This window comes from Pseudomonadota bacterium (assembly GCA_040752895.1).
GTDB lineage: Bacteria > Pseudomonadota > Alphaproteobacteria.
In genome coordinates, this window is record JBFMHN010000001.1 from 242,661 (window position 1) to 257,386 (window position 14,726).

At 59.9% G+C, this 14,726-nt stretch carries 13 protein-coding genes; 7 read left to right on the forward strand and 6 right to left on the reverse strand.

Going from position 1 to position 14,726, the window contains the following annotated elements:
- Positions 1-963: a zinc ABC transporter substrate-binding protein gene (locus tag AB1781_01320; GenBank protein ID MEW5703217.1), complete on the reverse strand. Its 963-nt coding sequence runs from the start codon at positions 961-963 to the stop codon at positions 1-3.
- A 228-nt stretch (positions 964-1,191) separates the two neighbouring features.
- Between AB1781_01320 and AB1781_01325 the strand changes: the two genes are divergently transcribed.
- From AB1781_01325 to AB1781_01355, 7 genes are all read left to right on the forward strand, one after another.
- Positions 1,192-2,469 (forward strand): ATP-binding cassette domain-containing protein, encoded by a 1,278-nt coding sequence (locus tag AB1781_01325; protein ID MEW5703218.1) that lies wholly within the window; start codon positions 1,192-1,194, stop codon positions 2,467-2,469.
- Positions 2,470-2,472: 3 nt separating this feature from the next.
- Complete coding sequence (locus AB1781_01330; GenBank protein MEW5703219.1) at positions 2,473-3,288, forward strand: metal ABC transporter permease; 816 nt, start codon at positions 2,473-2,475, stop codon at positions 3,286-3,288.
- A 403-nt stretch (positions 3,289-3,691) separates the two neighbouring features.
- Entirely contained in the window at positions 3,692-5,041 is a 1,350-nt protein-coding gene (locus tag AB1781_01335) for a hypothetical protein (protein ID MEW5703220.1), read from the forward strand.
- An 11-nt stretch (positions 5,042-5,052) separates the two neighbouring features.
- Positions 5,053-5,967 carry a metal ABC transporter substrate-binding protein gene (locus AB1781_01340; GenBank protein ID MEW5703221.1) on the forward strand — a complete coding sequence of 305 codons (915 nt, stop codon included), beginning with the start codon at positions 5,053-5,055 and terminating at the stop codon, positions 5,965-5,967.
- Positions 5,964-6,779 carry a metal ABC transporter permease gene (locus AB1781_01345; protein ID MEW5703222.1) on the forward strand — a complete coding sequence of 272 codons (816 nt, stop codon included), beginning with the start codon at positions 5,964-5,966 and terminating at the stop codon, positions 6,777-6,779. The genes AB1781_01340 and AB1781_01345 overlap by 4 nt, the downstream gene beginning before the upstream one ends.
- Before the next feature lie 73 nt (positions 6,780-6,852).
- Positions 6,853-7,254: a DUF2946 family protein gene (locus AB1781_01350; protein ID MEW5703223.1), complete on the forward strand. Its 402-nt coding sequence runs from the start codon at positions 6,853-6,855 to the stop codon at positions 7,252-7,254.
- 207 nt (positions 7,255-7,461) lie between these two features.
- On the forward strand, positions 7,462-8,421 hold the full coding sequence (locus AB1781_01355) for a transporter (protein MEW5703224.1): 960 nt from the start codon (positions 7,462-7,464) through the stop codon (positions 8,419-8,421).
- A gap of 38 nt (positions 8,422-8,459) precedes the next feature.
- Here AB1781_01355 and AB1781_01360 read toward each other — a convergent pair whose 3' ends face one another.
- From AB1781_01360 to AB1781_01380, 5 genes are all read right to left on the reverse strand, one after another.
- A complete protein-coding gene (locus AB1781_01360; GenBank protein ID MEW5703225.1) occupies positions 8,460-8,768 on the reverse strand; it encodes a DUF3240 family protein in 309 nt (102 codons plus the stop codon).
- Positions 8,765-11,854 carry a CusA/CzcA family heavy metal efflux RND transporter gene (locus AB1781_01365; GenBank protein ID MEW5703226.1) on the reverse strand — a complete coding sequence of 1,030 codons (3,090 nt, stop codon included), beginning with the start codon at positions 11,852-11,854 and terminating at the stop codon, positions 8,765-8,767. The genes AB1781_01360 and AB1781_01365 overlap by 4 nt, the downstream gene beginning before the upstream one ends.
- 3 nt (positions 11,855-11,857) lie before the next feature.
- On the reverse strand, positions 11,858-12,967 hold the full coding sequence (locus tag AB1781_01370) for an efflux RND transporter periplasmic adaptor subunit (protein MEW5703227.1): 1,110 nt from the start codon (positions 12,965-12,967) through the stop codon (positions 11,858-11,860).
- A 139-nt stretch (positions 12,968-13,106) separates the two neighbouring features.
- Positions 13,107-14,345, reverse strand: coding sequence for a TolC family protein (locus AB1781_01375; GenBank protein ID MEW5703228.1), 1,239 nt, complete (start codon positions 14,343-14,345; stop codon positions 13,107-13,109).
- 87 nt (positions 14,346-14,432) lie between these two features.
- Positions 14,433-14,726 carry a hypothetical protein gene (locus tag AB1781_01380; protein ID MEW5703229.1) on the reverse strand — a complete coding sequence of 98 codons (294 nt, stop codon included), beginning with the start codon at positions 14,724-14,726 and terminating at the stop codon, positions 14,433-14,435.

Genomic DNA, 14,726 nt, shown 5'->3' on the forward strand with positions numbered 1-14,726 from the left:
TCAACCGCTCCCTGCCGGGCGGAGGCATCGCGCGAGGTGGCTCGCGTTCTTCCGCATCATCTCGAAGTAAAGCTTGGGCCCGGGGACAAACCCGCTGCCTAACGGATCAAGCTCGTCCACGCGAAGGTCGGTACCCTCGGCCAGCCGATCGACGAGGGCCGAGACGAATTGCGGCTCGTGGAAGAGGCAGCGAAACCCGCCTTTCGCGATCGTTTTCCGAAGCTCGATGAGGCGGCGGGTGCCGGCGCGCTGTTCCGGATCGATGGCGATGGCTTCGGACGGGCCCAAGCTATAGCGGCGGTCGAGATAGGCGTAGGCGTCGTGAAAAGCGAGGTAGGGGATGCCGGCGATCGGTCTGAATTTTTCGGTCAATTCCGAATCGAGCGTCCGGAGCGCCAAGCCGAGCTTCGTCAGGTTCCGCCGGTAGATTTCTTCCCGGGCCGGGTCGGCCTCGGCAAGACGGTTGGCGATGACGGTGGCGGCGAGTAGGGCGTTTTCCGGGTCGAGCCAGAAATGGGGGTCTATCCGCATTTCCCCTCCGCGGTCTTCCTGGCTTCCTTCGCTCTCCCCGTCTTCCTCCGGCACCGCGTTCTCTTTGTGGCTGGCACGCGCCTTCAGGCGGTAGATTTCGGGCGCGTGCAGCAGGGCGTGAACCTTGCCCCCTTTCTCGGCCTCCAGCGCTTTGAGAAACTTCTCCAGAAAGGTCTCGAGCTCGGGCCCTGCCCAGAAGACAAGATCGGCCTTGGCCAGACGTCGTGCGCTGGAAGGCTTTAACGCATAGGCGTGCGGCGAAAATCCGGCTTCGAGGAGAAGGGTGGGCTCGCCAACGCCTTCCAGAAGGGCGGCGGCGAGGGAATGCAGGGGCGGGATGCTGACGACGACGTTGGGTGGCGCTTCCGCCCGCACCGGGAGAGTAAAACCGATAACATATACTAAAATATAAATAGCTCTTGATAAGTACATGTAAAATAATACTTTTTTGAAAAATTTCCTATAGTAGATCCTAGGGTGGAATCGAATTCTAAATCCTTTTTACTTTCGCAACTAAATACGTTACATTATATCATATATTAATTTAATGCATTGAAAATACGTAATTTATTATGTTTGGATAAAAAAACGCAAGAAATCGAAAAAAACACGATTTTTCCCGCCCCACCACCCGGCAAGGGGCATGATCACGGTCGTTGCATGACCGATGCCTTGGCCGTGGCGGCCAGGCTTTGTCAGGAACGGGGGGTGCGCTTCACCCCATTGCGGCGCCGTGTGCTGGAACTAATTTGGGGTAGTCATATACCGCTTGGCGCCTATGCGATCCTTGATCACCTGCAGGCAGAAGGGAAGCGCATCCGGCCGGCCACGGTTTACCGCGCCCTCGATTTTCTTAAGGATCAAGGCCTGGTCCATCGGATCGAGTCCAAAAATGCCTATATCGGTTGCGTTGATCCCGCCCGGTCCCATGCCGGGCAGCATCTGATTTGCCGGCGTTGCGGCAAAGTCACCGAACTCGACGACCGGGCGGTCGTGCTTACGCTGGCGAGCGGGGCCAGGGCGAAGGACTTCGAGCTTGAGGGGACGGCGGCCATCGAGGCACAGGGTTTTTGTCGGGATTGCCGGCCTGAAGAAGCCGTTCAAAAACCGACCTTTCCGTCGCTCGAAACGCCGTCTGCTGGGCCGGTCGCGGAGACTCCTCTCAAGCATGTCAGGCCGGCCGGCCGGCCTCTGATTGCGGCAAGGGGGATCACCGTCCGCCACGCCGGGGTGGACATTCTCGATCGCGTCGATCTTGCCGTGCACGCGGGCGAGATCCTGACGATCATCGGTCCGAACGGCTCCGGCAAGACGACGCTCGTGCGCGCGCTGCTAGGTCTCGTCGCGCCGGCGGCGGGCACGGTCTGGAAGGCGGCGGGCTTGCGCGTCGGCTACGTGCCCCAAAGCTTCGCGGTGGAGCCGAACCTGCCGCTTACCGTGCGGCGTTTTCTGAAGTTCGCCGACCGAAAAGAATCGGCGATCGAAGCGGCCCTCGACCGGATGGGGGCCGGGGATACCCTCGACCGTCCGATCCAGGGCCTTTCCGGCGGTGAGCTTCGCCGTGTCCTGTTGGCCCGGGCGATGCTGCGGAAGCCCGACCTTCTGGTTCTGGATGAGCCGGTACAGGGTGTCGACATCCTGGGCCAGGCCGACCTCTATCGCCGGATCAACGAATTGCGCGAGAAAGACGGCACCGCCATCCTAATGATCTCGCACGACCTTCGCCTGGTCATGGGGGCGACCGATGAGGTCGTTTGCCTCAACCATCACGTTTGCTGTGCCGGCTACCCGGAAGCTGTGAGCCGGCATCCGGAATACCTCGCCCTTTTCGGCGGTGCCGTGGATGCGAAGAACTTCGCCGTCTACACCCACCGCCACGACCACGTGCACGACGCGGCGGGGAACGTACTGCCGATTGCGGGCGCGGAGGAGAGCTAGAGAATGGACGAAATTTTGCTACGCGCGGTTCTCGCTGGCATCGGGGTCGCCTTTGTCACAGGCCCCTTGGGCGCTTTCGTCGTCTGGCGACGGATGGCTTATTTCGGGGACACGATGGCCCATTCCGCCTTTCTCGGGATCGCGCTCGGCTTTCTGCTCCATTTCGACGTGCTCATCGGCATCTTCGCAGCGGCGGTCGCCATCGCGCTCTCGCTGGCGTTCGCCGGCCGCCAGAAAGTATTGGCCACCGACACGCTGCTCGGTCTTTTCGCCCATGGCTCGCTTGCCTTCGGTCTTGTTGGGCTCGCCTTTCTTCAAGGGGTGCGCATCGATCTGATGGGCTATCTCTTCGGCGACATTCTGGCCGTGAGCGAAACGGATCTCATCTGGATATATGGCGGGGGCCTGATCGCGCTAGGCGTTCTTGCCGCCATCTGGCGTTCCCTTCTCGCCATGACCATCCACGAAGAGCTCGCCCGCGTCGAAGGCGTGCCGGTCCAGGCGACGCAAATCCTTTTCATGCTGCTGATCGCGTTGGTCATCGTCGTCGCGCTCAAGATCGTCGGCATTCTGTTGATCACCTCGCTTCTGATCATTCCGGCGGCGACCGCGCGCCGCTTCGTCTACAATCCCGAACCGATGGCGGTACTCGCCGCACTGATCGGCGTGGTTTCCGTCGCGGGCGGCGTCTTGGGCTCCTTCCAGTGGGACACGCCCTCCGGCCCCTCGATCGTGGTGATGGCGTTCCTGATTTTCGCGGCAAGCCTGCTCATCCCGATGCGTGGCCATTCGCAAGGCCGCTCAAAGGAAGCGGTGTGAGATGCCGGTAACCCGCCTCCATCAAGGACGAAAGACCTGGCCCGCCCTTTTCATGGCCGTGGTTTTGCTTCTGGGCGTGGCGCATGCGGGTTTGCACCTGGCCCTCGACAACGACGGGCATTTTAAAGATTCCGCCAAACATTTTTGCCCCCTTTCCACGATCGCGGCAGGGGACATGCCGAGCGTCCCGGAGTTGGGTTTGCCCGTTTCCGGCGATAGCAATCACCTGCGGCCGCCGTTTGAGCTTGCTGGCGGATTGACCGCCATTTCCTGGTCCCCGCGCGCGCCACCCACCGCCTGAGTTTCCTGTTGCCGCTTTGAACCGGAGCGCCTCGCCTCGGCCGCCGTCGAAGGCCGGGCGGGCGTTCCCTGTCATTCGCATACGAGAACTCAGGAGGGGGTCATGATTCCCAAACTTAAACTTATCCCGGCGGCGGGCCTGGCTTTTGCCCTCGCGTCGATGCCCGCCCTTGGCCAGACGCCGGACCTCAATCAAGAACAAGAAATTGCAAGCATCAAGAAGCAAATGGATGCCATGCGCAGTCTGTACGAACAGCAGATCCAGGCGCTCGAAACGCGGATCCAGACACTTGAGAAGCAGAAAACCGTCGAAAAATCTCCGTCGCAACCGGCGGTGCTGGCGGCGCGCCCTCAAGGGCTCGGCCGGGAATTTCAGATCGGGCTTTCCGTATCCACGGCGGCCGGCGGGTCGAGCGAGAACAACGAGGTCCTGTCAAACCTCCAGCGCGGCGAGCACGACCCGAACAAGAACGGTTTCACCCTGCAGAGCGGTGAGCTTTTCCTGGGCGGCAGCGTCAGTCCCGACTTTGATGCCCAGGCAAACATTATTTTCAAGATCGACGCCGAAGGCGAAACCTTGGTTGAGCTTGAGGAAATGTTTTTCGTGACGCGAACGCTGCCCTATGGCTTTCAAGTAAAGGGCGGGCAGTATTTCACGGAGTTCGGTCGCGCGAACGCCATGCATCTGCACCAGTGGGATTTCGTCGATCAGCCGGTCATTCTGTCGCGGCTGTTCGGACCCGATGGCTTGAGGAGCCAGGGCGTCCGCGTCTCCTGGCTGCCAAGGCTGCCGTGGTATTCCGAGTTTTTCCTCGGCGCGCAGAACGCGAAAGGGGAAACCGCCGTCAGCTTTTTGGGGAATGCGGGCGAGGAAATCGCAGGCTTCACGCTTGGCGACCGGCAAAGCCGCAATTTAAGCGACCTTCTTTACGCTGCTCGATGGCTGAATGGCTTCGATGTTTCCGACCGGTTGAGCGTGAATCTGGGCTTTTCCGGCCTCTATGGCCCGAACGCGACGGGAAGCGACACGAAAACCTACGTCGTTGGCGGTGATTTGTATGCCAAGTGGCAACCCGAAAGCACGCAGCGCGGTTTCCCGTTCGTGGCGTTTCATGCGGAAGCGCTCTATCGCAACTATGAAGCCGGCGACCCCGCACGGATACGTCTCGATGACTGGGGCGCCTTCGGCCAGGTCATTTACGGGTTTTCCCCTGGTTTGGCGTCCGGCCTGCGGCTCGATTTCGCGGGCAGCGACGGCAACGATCCAACGGATCCCTTCCGCGACACGCGCTGGCGGCTTTCCCCGAACCTGACTTGGTTCCCAACCGAATTCACCAAAGTGCGGCTTCAGTACAATCGGGATTGGGCCCAGTTCCTGCCAAACGATTCAGCCGACACGATCTGGCTGCAGTTCCAATTCTCGTTGGGCAGTCATTTTGCCCATACGTTCTAAGGGGGTGCCATATGTTGCGATTCCTTTGCATGTTTTTTCTGGTGTGGGGCGGCTTGATCGGTTCGGCTTGGTCGGCGACGGTCAACGTCGTCACGACGACGACCGATCTCGCCGCGATTGCCCGCGCGGTTGGAGGGAAAGACGTCGCCGTGCGGAGCCTGACCAGCGGCGCCAGCGACCCCCATTACCTAGCGGCCAAACCCAGCATGATTCGCGCCATCTACGAGGCGGACCTCCTGCTGCTCAACGGTGCCGAGCTCGAAAGCGGTTGGTTGCCGGCCGCCGTGCAGGCGGGCCGGAACCCGCGTGTTCAGCCGGGCCGGCCGGGCTATCTCGATCTTTCGGAGGCTGTGCGGCTGTTGAAAGTGCCGGAGGGGCCCATCACCCGCGCGATGGGCGACGTACACCCCTCCGGCAATCCGCACTACATGCTGGATCCTCGCAATGGGGCGCGGGTTGCAACCGCGGTCGCCGAGCGGTTGAAGGCGATCGACCCTACCCACGCCGACGCCTACCAGGCGCGGCTGGAAACGTTTCTTGATGCCTTGAACCGCCGCTTCGCGGACTGGCGGGACCGGCTTGCTTTCCTGCAAGGCCGCAAGGCGATCTCCTATCACAAGAGTTTGAGCTACCTTGCGGATGCTTTCGGCTTCGAAATCGTGGATCAAGTCGAGCCGCTGCCGGGGATTTCACCCACCGTTTCCCACCTTCAGGGGCTTATCGCCCGTATTCAGGCCGAGCAAATCGGGCTTTTGGTCATGGAAGCCTTTTACGAGCGCAGGTCTTCCGATTTTCTGAACAAGCAAACGGGGATTCGTGCCGTTGTTCTGCCAACCATGGTGGGGGCGACGCCCGGGATCGAAACCTATTTTGATCTTTTCGAGGCCATCGTCGACGCGCTGAAAGAATCGGGAGGTAAGACATGAGCATGTGGCAATTTCTGGCACCGGCCTTTCTCTTCAGCGTATTGCTGATCGTCACGCACACCTATTTCGGCCTGCACGTTCTGGCGCGCGGTATTGTCTTCATCGACCTTGCTCTGGCGCAGTTCGCGGCGCTTGGCGTCAGCCTCGTGTTCCTGGCCGGCGGGGATACCCATGGCGAGCTGGCGCTGCTGTCCAGCTTTGCTGTGGCGCTGGCGGCGGCCCTCGGTTTTTCCTTGTTGCGTCGCGTGCCTTCCAAAACGACCCGGGAAGTCGTCATCGGGATCGCTTATGTGGGAGCGACGGCACTCTCGGTGCTTGTGCTGAGCCGCTCCGTTCACGGCATGGAAGAATTGAAGGCGATCTTCAACGGCAACATCTTGTGGGTGAGCTGGCCGGAGGTCGGCATGGTTGCCACTTTTTACGCCGTCCTCGTGGTCTTGCATTTTGTTTTCCGGCGTCGGTTCCTTGTTCTCTCTTTTTCCTCGGGCCGGGAAGGGGAACCTTCGCTGGCATGGGAGTTCGCCTTCTTTGCTTCCTTCGCCGCCGTCATCGCGCTGGCCGTGAACGTCGCGGGTGTGCTCTTGGTCTTTGCCTTCCTGATCATGCCGGCGTTCGCGGCGTCCCTGCTGGTATCTTCCTTTGGCGTTCGCCTTGCGGTTGGTTGGGCGGCGGGCGCGGTGGGCAGCGTGCTGGGGCTTGGCCTCGCTTATGAAGCGGATCTTCCGGTCGGCGCGACGGTGGTCTCGATTCTAACCCTTTTGCCGGTGGCGGCAGCGTTGCTGGGCGTGATCCACCGGCGCCTGGCCGCCTGATTTAGCACCGAGCTTGCTTGCGCCGGTCGGGGGAGGGCTATAAAAATGTCGCGTAAAGACAAGCAGGTTCCGCATGCGAGGTTCTCTCTTCCGCAAAGTCGGCGGCACGCTCGGCCTTCTCGGTATCGTCTACCTCGTGTTGTCGGGCGCCGCGCAGGCGTCTCTGTTGTTGGCCGCTGCAAAGACGAACGCGACCAGCGATCTTGTGCAGGCACTTCAGGAAATCTGCGCAGCCTCCGGCCTTTGGCACGAAGGCGGGGAGGGGCCTGCCTCTCCCCACAAGCCGGCGTCGGCTGCCTGCACGCTTTGCTGCACGTTCGGCCATGCGTCACTTGGCCTTGGTCCGATTGTCCTTGGCCTACTTCCCGCCTTCGCGCCAGTTGCCTTCCTTCCGCTTAAGACGGACCGGCAAGCCGGCACCCTTTCCCCAAACCTTCCCCCCAGCCGCGCGCCACCTCTCTCCCGCGCATTCTGAGACGGCTGCTCGTCCAAGCCTTTTCTCGTTTTTACAAAATCTTTTTAGCGTCCCCGAGCGATGAGGGATGCTGGAGTTCGTGCAATGCGATTCGAACAATTATCTTCTTTCACCGCCAGTTCTTCCGGGTGTAGCCTTCGCCCCCCGAAATTCTTTGCGGGTTTTCTCACGCCAGCGGTAGCCTTTTGCGTCTGCTTCGGCATGGCCGTGCCGGCCTTTGCCCACCACCCGACGGTCGCACCCAGCGGCACGTCGCAGAACGCCGCCGGTCCGATCCTGACCATTCCGGCGACGACGCTGCCGGAAAACGGCTGGGGAGCCTCCATCAGCCTCGATTACCGGGATATCGACAACTTTTCGTCGGGCAGTCTTGAAGCGCTGGGCAACCGTGACATCGAGGCGCATGGCCTGAACGCCATCTGGCTTACCACCCTTGCCGTTGCCTATGGCGTGACCGACGACGTCATGGTAAGCGCCAGCCTGCCTTATATCCGGCGCACCAATGTCCGGGAGGTGCATAACCACATGGGCGTCCCGGAAATCCATGAGAACGGCGACGCCGGCGGCATTGGAGACCTCGCTTTGTTCGCGCAATGGCGGTTCCTGAATCTCCCGGTGGATGGATTCTCGGCCGCCGGCATTCTCGGCTTCAAGACGCCGACCGGAGAGACCGACGAAAAGACCGCCGGTGGCGATAGGTTCGAGACGGAATTCCAGCCCGGTTCCGGGTCGTGGGACCCGATCTTGGGTTTCGCCGTTACCCAGGAGATGGGGTCGTTCGCCGTGTCGTCGAACGTTATCTACCGGATCGCAACGGAAGGCAGCCATGCGACCAACCTTGGCGACGGTATGGAGGCGAACGTGGCGGTCGTCCGCCGTCTTGCCGGGGGTTGGCATGCCCATGCCGACGGTGCGCGCGAATTCCATTCCGCGTGGAGCGCCATTCTGGAACTGAACGGCGAATGGCGCGATCGCCAGGAAACGGCGGGGGTTGAGGATGCGCATAGCGGTGGCTACACGCTTTACCTTACCCCCGGCGTTCGCTACTCGGACGAAGGCGGTTGGTCGGCGTGGGCGGCGGTCGGCTATCCCGTTGCGGAAGGCCTCAATGGCGCGCAGGCGGGCAGCGGCGTGCGGCTGCTTTTCGGCGCGTCCAGGTCGTTCTGAATTTGCGGAAGCGCCGCGCGTTCAGGCGGTGCGGTCCACTATAATCGCCCGTGCTGCTCGACAGGCGTTACCCAGTAAATTCCTTGGCCGGCAACACCACTTCCATTCATGCGAAGGGCGGCAAGAACCAGCTCCACATCCGCATCCTCAAGCAGAATGTCCACACGCACACGCGGTGTGTAACCCACCACTTTGTCACGCACTGAAAGCAAGGGATCATGTTCCACTTGAGCGCCGTGGCCTTCAACATAACTGAAGGTGAAACCCTGCACTTGTTCAAGACTGCGCAACAGATCGGCCAGGTACTCCTGTGCGTTGGCATGTGTGATCATAGCCAGGTTTTTCATGATGTCTCTCCCGCCGCCTTCTGCAAGCGTTGCTCTATCCGTCCTTCCAACCAAGCGTACAAAGTCGGCAAGAGCAGCAGGGTGAGCAGCGTCGAGGTGAACAGACCGCCGATAACCACGACTGCCAACGGCCGTTGCAACTCAGAACCAGGCCCCGTGGCAACCAGCAATGGCATCAGACCTAGACTGGCAATCAGCGCCGTCATCAGCACCGGCCGCAAGCGACGTTCGGCGCCCTCTTGCACGGCTTGCAAGACGCTACGCCCGGCTTTGCGCAACTGATTGAAGTAAGCGACCATCACCACGCCGTTGAGCACGGCCACACCAAACAAAGTGATGAAACCCACCGATGCCGGCACAGATAGGTATAAGCCGGATAAGAACAAAGCTATCACGCCCCCAATCATGGCAAAGGGAATGTTGAGAATGATTAGCCCCGCCTGAGATAAGGAGCGGAAGGTGGTGAACAGCAGGAGAAAAATTAACGCGATGGAGATAGGCACGACCACGCTCAGACGAGCGGCGGCGCGCTGTTGATTCTCGAATTGACCGCCAAAGGTAACAAAGTAATTCGGCGGTAGTTCGACCTCGCGTTCAAGAGTGGCGCGAACCTCATTCACGAAGCCCACCACATCGCGATCTTCGACATTAGCCTGAACAACAATTTGGCGCCGGGCTGATTCGCGGATGATTGCTACCGGCCCGTCCACTTCCTTGATATCGGCTAGACTGCCCAAAGGAATTTTTTCTCCACTGGCGGTCTTCACCCGCAGCGCGCCGATTGCCTGGGGCGAGTCACGCGCCGACGCCGGGTAGCGCAACAGCACGCCGATGCGCTGATTACCCTGGATCACTTCGGTGACCACACGCCCGCCGATCGCCGTTTCCACAAGTTGGTTGATATCTTCGGCGTTAACGCCGAAACGAGCGATCGCCTGGGGTCGAATTTCTATTTGCAGATAAATCTGCCCGGATAGCTGGCTACGAAACACGTCCACTGCGCCGGGCACTTGGTTGACCAATGCTTCAATCTGCTTGGATTTTTCTTCCAGCACTTTGAGGTCATCACCATAGAGCTTGATGGCCATCGCCGCCCGCACGCCTGTAAGCATCTCGGAGACGCGCATGTCGATAGGCTGCGTGAAGGCATAATTGATACCGACGAAAAGATCGAGTTTTTCGCGCAATTGCTGTTCGAATTCCTCCACACTTACCGTCCACTGATCGCGCGGTTTAGTGACTAAAAAATTATCGGTTTGGTATAGGCCCATGGGATCTAGACGCAATTCATCGGCACCGGTGCGCGATACCACGCCAAGGACTTCGGGTATCTCCATCATGGCCTTCTGATACGGCTCATCCAATGCCAACGAGCGCTCAAGAGAAATACTGGGCAACTTCTCAATGATCACCACGGTGGTGCCTTCGTCCATCACCGGCATGAATTCCTCGCCGATAAAAGGAAAGAGGGCGGCCGCCAGCGCCAACATCGCCAACGCGCCACCAACGGCGACCTTCCGGTTTCCCAACGCCCAGCGCATCGTCGGCAGATAGACGAGCTTCATTGCCGCCAATGTTCGGCCATCGCCTTTGTGGCCGCCCTGCATCAACAGGCTTGCGAGCACCGGGATCACCGTCAGGGAAAGAATCAACGAGCCGATCAGGGCGAAAGAGATGGTTATCGCCAGCGGCCCGAACATTTTTCCCTCTAGCCCGGTAAGACTAAACAGCGGCAGGAACACAACGATAATTATGAGAATACCGGAGATCACCGGTGTGCTTACTTCTGCCACCGCACGGTAAACCATGTGCAAGCGGCTCACCCCTTTAGGCGCATGACTAAGACGAGTATGGATGTTCTCCACGACGACCACGGCGGCGTCCACCAGGATACCGACGGCGATAGCCAGCCCGCCGAGCGACATGAGGTTTGCACTCACGCCGAATAGTCGCATCAGGATGAACGTGAACAGTACCGACAGTGGTAATATTAAGGCCACGGTCAGGGCGGCGCGCAGGTTGCCAAGCATAACGATCAGCACCAGCAACACTAAAACGACCGCTTCGCCGAGAGCTTTTTCAACCGTCCACACTGCCGCGGTTACCAGTTCGGTGCGGTCGTAAAACGGCACGATGCGCACGCCCTCTGGCAACGCCGGTTTAAGTGTCTCCAGTTCGAGCCTGACCCCCTCGATGGTGCTGCGGCTGTTGGCGCCAAGACGCAGCAACACCAAACCGGTAACCACCTCGCCCTGTCCATCAGCGGTAACGGCGCCATACCGGGTCATGGAACTTATACGTACCTTGGCCACATCGCGCACATGCACAGGGATCCCGTCTTTGCTGGCGATGGTAATTGCTTGAATATTCTCCACACCGCGCAGCTGGCCCACCGTGCGCACCAGTAGGATTTCGTCATTGCGATTGATGCGATCGCCGCCGGCGTTCCGGTTGTTGGCTGCCAGCGCCATCTCCAAATCGTCAATGCCGAGCCCATGGGCCAGCAGAGCTTCTGGATCGGCTGCGACCTCAAACACTTTGACCTCGCCGCCGAGAGAATTGACGTCAGCCACGCCGTCGACAGTACGCAGGCGCGGGCGGATCACCCAATCCTGAATACGGCGCAGTTCCCGGTTGCTGTACCCGTCACCCTCCACGCGGTACATGTACCCCTCGCCAAGTGGCGTCGTAATAGGACCCAAGCCTCCTTCCGCTTCGGCAGGCAGATTTCCCCACACCTGATTAAGACGTTCGGCCACCTGCTGGCGCGCCCAGTAGATGTCCGTACCATCTTCAAAATCGATGATAATGACACTAAGTGCATATTTAGTTGTGGATCGCAGCACCGTCTGGCGTGGCAGACCTTGCATCTCGACCTCAATGGGGAAAGTAATGCGGCTTTCCACTTCCGTCGGCGACATGCCCGGCGCTTTGATGATTACCTGCACTTGAGGGGCTGAGATATCGGGGAAGGCGTCAATCGGTAGGCTGCGAAATGCCCACAGCCCGCCGATAGTAAAGGCGATTGCCGACAGCAGAACCATCAGGCGTTGCGTTAAAGAAAAACGAATCAGGAAAGCGATCATGGCCTATTTGTCTCCCTGATATTGCCAATGGGATTTCAGTTCCGCCACACCGCTGCTGACAATCTTGGTGCCTACCGCAACGCCTGTCAGGATAAAAACCCATCCATCCGACTCCATACCGGTTTCGACCGCCACCGGTTCAAAGCGTCCGTCCCCCAAGGCCTTGAATAAGTAAGTTTGATCACCGACCATAAACCTAGCGCTGGCCGGAACCATAAGGCCTGTCTTTGATGCGCCTGATAAAACAACCTCGGCAAACATACCCGGACGGAGCAACCCGTCGGGATTACCAAGCACAATGCGCCCGGCCAAAGTCTGACTTTTCTGATCCACTTCACCCCCCAGGGATTCCAGGCGACCTTGATACGGCTGACCGGGACGGGCCTGCACTTGGACCAGGGCCTCCGCCTCCAGCGCAATCTGGGGCAAGTTGGCCACCGGTATACGCACCTCGGCCCACAAAAGGGAAAGATCATCCACGTGAAAGGCAACTTCACCAGCGGAGAGAAATTGACCGGGTTCGATCTCGACGCCGGTGACCAGGCCATCAATGGGACTGGTCAGATCGAACTCCGCCAAACGGTCGGGAGCTTTGGCAAGCTGTTTAACCTGCTCATCCGAGAGTCCCGCAAGTGACAGAAGACGCCGGCGCGCCTCAAAGGTTGCGTGCGCCGCTTTGTATTCACTGTCCACCTTGAGCCAACGGCTTTCCGCCACAACGCCGTCTTTCCACAAACTTTCGATGCGCTTGCGTTCCGCCAGAGCCAATTCATACCGCGCCAGCGCCTCCAGATAGTCGGCCTGTGCTTGTCCGAGGTTGTTGCTGCGCAATCTGGCCAGCACTTGCCCCTTGCGCACATTGTCATGCGCCACAACCTGTAATGCGGTCACCATGCCGTCCACCACCGGCGCGACGCGATAGCTTTTACGCTGGTCTGCGCTTAGGCTTCCACTGAGACGAAGACGCGTATGACTCTCACGGACAGTCACGGCGTAGATGGCCAGATTCACGTTGGCCAATTGTTCCTTGGAAAGCTCCAGTACTTCGGCTTGCGCCATCGACGGGATTAGCATGAGAAACAAAAGCATCAATCGCGAGCTGAATTGGTTCATGACCATTTTTCCTGCTGGGCTAACATAAGAGAATGTCCGGCCGCCAAACGCAGTTCCGCAGCCTCAAGCGACGCTTCTTGGCGGGACTTTTTTTCGCCTTTAGGTTCGTCCGTGTGGGTATGCAATGGTTTCCTGCGCATCACAGCGTCTCCGCCCATGCCCCGAGACGACCGGCGGCGGCCAGCGCGAGGAACCACCTCCGCCACAGCTGGCCGCGAAGCGCGATGACGGCGGTCTCCGTGTCAAAGGTCTGGTTGAGTTGCACGAGATAGTCGATGGTGCCGATTTCACCGACCTGCAACAGCCGTTGCAGAAGTTCGGTCTGCCGCTGGAGGTCGGCGGTGCCGGTCGCTTCCCATTCTCGCCACGCCACTTGGGTTACTTCGTAGCTGCGGTAGGCGGAGCCCAGCCTGGCGGTCACCTGGCGGCGGATGTTGTTCAGCTCCCCTTCCGATGCTTGGGCGTCTTCCGAGGCAGCCGTCACCTCGGCGCGCCGTGAGTTCCGGATAGGAAGTGGAATCGAAAGGCGCAGACCGATGAGCGTTTCGTCATTGTCTCTGCCACCCCGGACGCCGATAGTCGGGTCTGGAAGCTGGTTCTTGCGCGCTACGCGCACGCCCGCTTGGGCGCGAAAGAGGGTGGCTTCCGCCTGACGAACCTCCGGCAGGTCGTTAAAGGTGATCGTGCCCAAGGCGGGCAGGCTTCCCGGTATGTCGTCCAGCCTGGGCCAAAGTGCGCCACGCTGGCCGGTGGCGGCAACCAGCTGTTCTTCGGTTTCCAACAGGTTCGTCTTTGTCTGCGCCGATTCGACGTTTGCCCGCTGCAGTTCCAGCCGGCTCGCCAGCAGTTCCGACCTTGGAAGGTCTCCCGCCGCATGCCGCCGGTCGGCCAGCGCGGCAAGTTCGGTGGCAAGTTTTTGCCGCCGGTCGGCCAGCGCGGCAAGTTCGCGACGCTGGTTATACTCGGCAAGGGCCGTCAGGAGTTCTGCCAGCAGATCACGGCGGGCCGCGTCCAACGCCGCTTCGGCTTCCATCAGCGCATAGCTTTCCGTCTTGGCCTGGGCGTTCCGTTTGCCGGACCAGTCAAGCGTCTGCGAAATACCGACATCCCTTGTTTCACTCTCGCCGTTCTCGTATCCGACTTCCAGTTCGGGATTGTAAAGCGGCGCCTCCGCGGCCTGTAGGCGCGCCCGCGCGGCTTGTACCCTGGCCGTGGCGGCGGCAAGCGTTGGGTGTTCGGCGAGTGTGCGCTGAATGAATTCGCGAAGGACGGGGCGTTGTCCTTCGGCGCGCGCGGACTGTATAAAAACATTTGGCAAAAGGACGCCAAGCAGAATCGCGGCGATCCACGTAATCCAACACGATTTCCATCGGTTCATCGGTCCGACTCCCACGGAAAAAAACGGCAGGGTCCGCGTCCGGTTATTCCGGGCGCGGCAGCCTATGGCACGTTGTTAAGGCGGGAGTTAGACGAGAGGCGGCGGTATGGAAGGCGCGTCGTTCCTGCCGTCGAGCAATATTTCAGCCGGCAGGAAGGCAGACTCAGGTGAAGGGTTTTGGCCAAATTCCACCGTTGCGGCGGCGATGGACCAATGCTGGGAAAGGTGATTTTCCGGATGGCCGATATTATCCAGCGGCGGCGCGTCCGGTCCGCTGATCATAGACTTGGCATGCGTTGCCGCAGGATCCAGATGCGCGATATCGAGGAAGGAAACATCGGCAAATCGAGCCACCAGCATGGCCAGAAGGAGCACAGCCAC

Coding starts and splice junctions, on each gene's coding strand:
- AB1781_01350 (MEW5703223.1), top strand. CDS start 6,853: ATGCGAGGTTCTCTCTTCCGCAAAGTCGGCGGCACGCTCGGCCTTCTC.
- AB1781_01360 (MEW5703225.1), bottom strand. CDS start 8,768: ATGAAAAACCTGGCTATGATCACACATGCCAACGCACAGGAGTACCTG.
- AB1781_01370 (MEW5703227.1), bottom strand. CDS start 12,967: ATGAACCAATTCAGCTCGCGATTGATGCTTTTGTTTCTCATGCTAATC.
- AB1781_01320 (MEW5703217.1), bottom strand. CDS start 963: ATGTACTTATCAAGAGCTATTTATATTTTAGTATATGTTATCGGTTTT.
- AB1781_01330 (MEW5703219.1), top strand. CDS start 2,473: ATGGACGAAATTTTGCTACGCGCGGTTCTCGCTGGCATCGGGGTCGCC.
- AB1781_01325 (MEW5703218.1), top strand. CDS start 1,192: ATGACCGATGCCTTGGCCGTGGCGGCCAGGCTTTGTCAGGAACGGGGG.
- AB1781_01335 (MEW5703220.1), top strand. CDS start 3,692: ATGATTCCCAAACTTAAACTTATCCCGGCGGCGGGCCTGGCTTTTGCC.
- AB1781_01365 (MEW5703226.1), bottom strand. CDS start 11,854: ATGATCGCTTTCCTGATTCGTTTTTCTTTAACGCAACGCCTGATGGTT.
- AB1781_01375 (MEW5703228.1), bottom strand. CDS start 14,345: ATGAACCGATGGAAATCGTGTTGGATTACGTGGATCGCCGCGATTCTG.
- AB1781_01345 (MEW5703222.1), top strand. CDS start 5,964: ATGAGCATGTGGCAATTTCTGGCACCGGCCTTTCTCTTCAGCGTATTG.
- AB1781_01340 (MEW5703221.1), top strand. CDS start 5,053: ATGTTGCGATTCCTTTGCATGTTTTTTCTGGTGTGGGGCGGCTTGATC.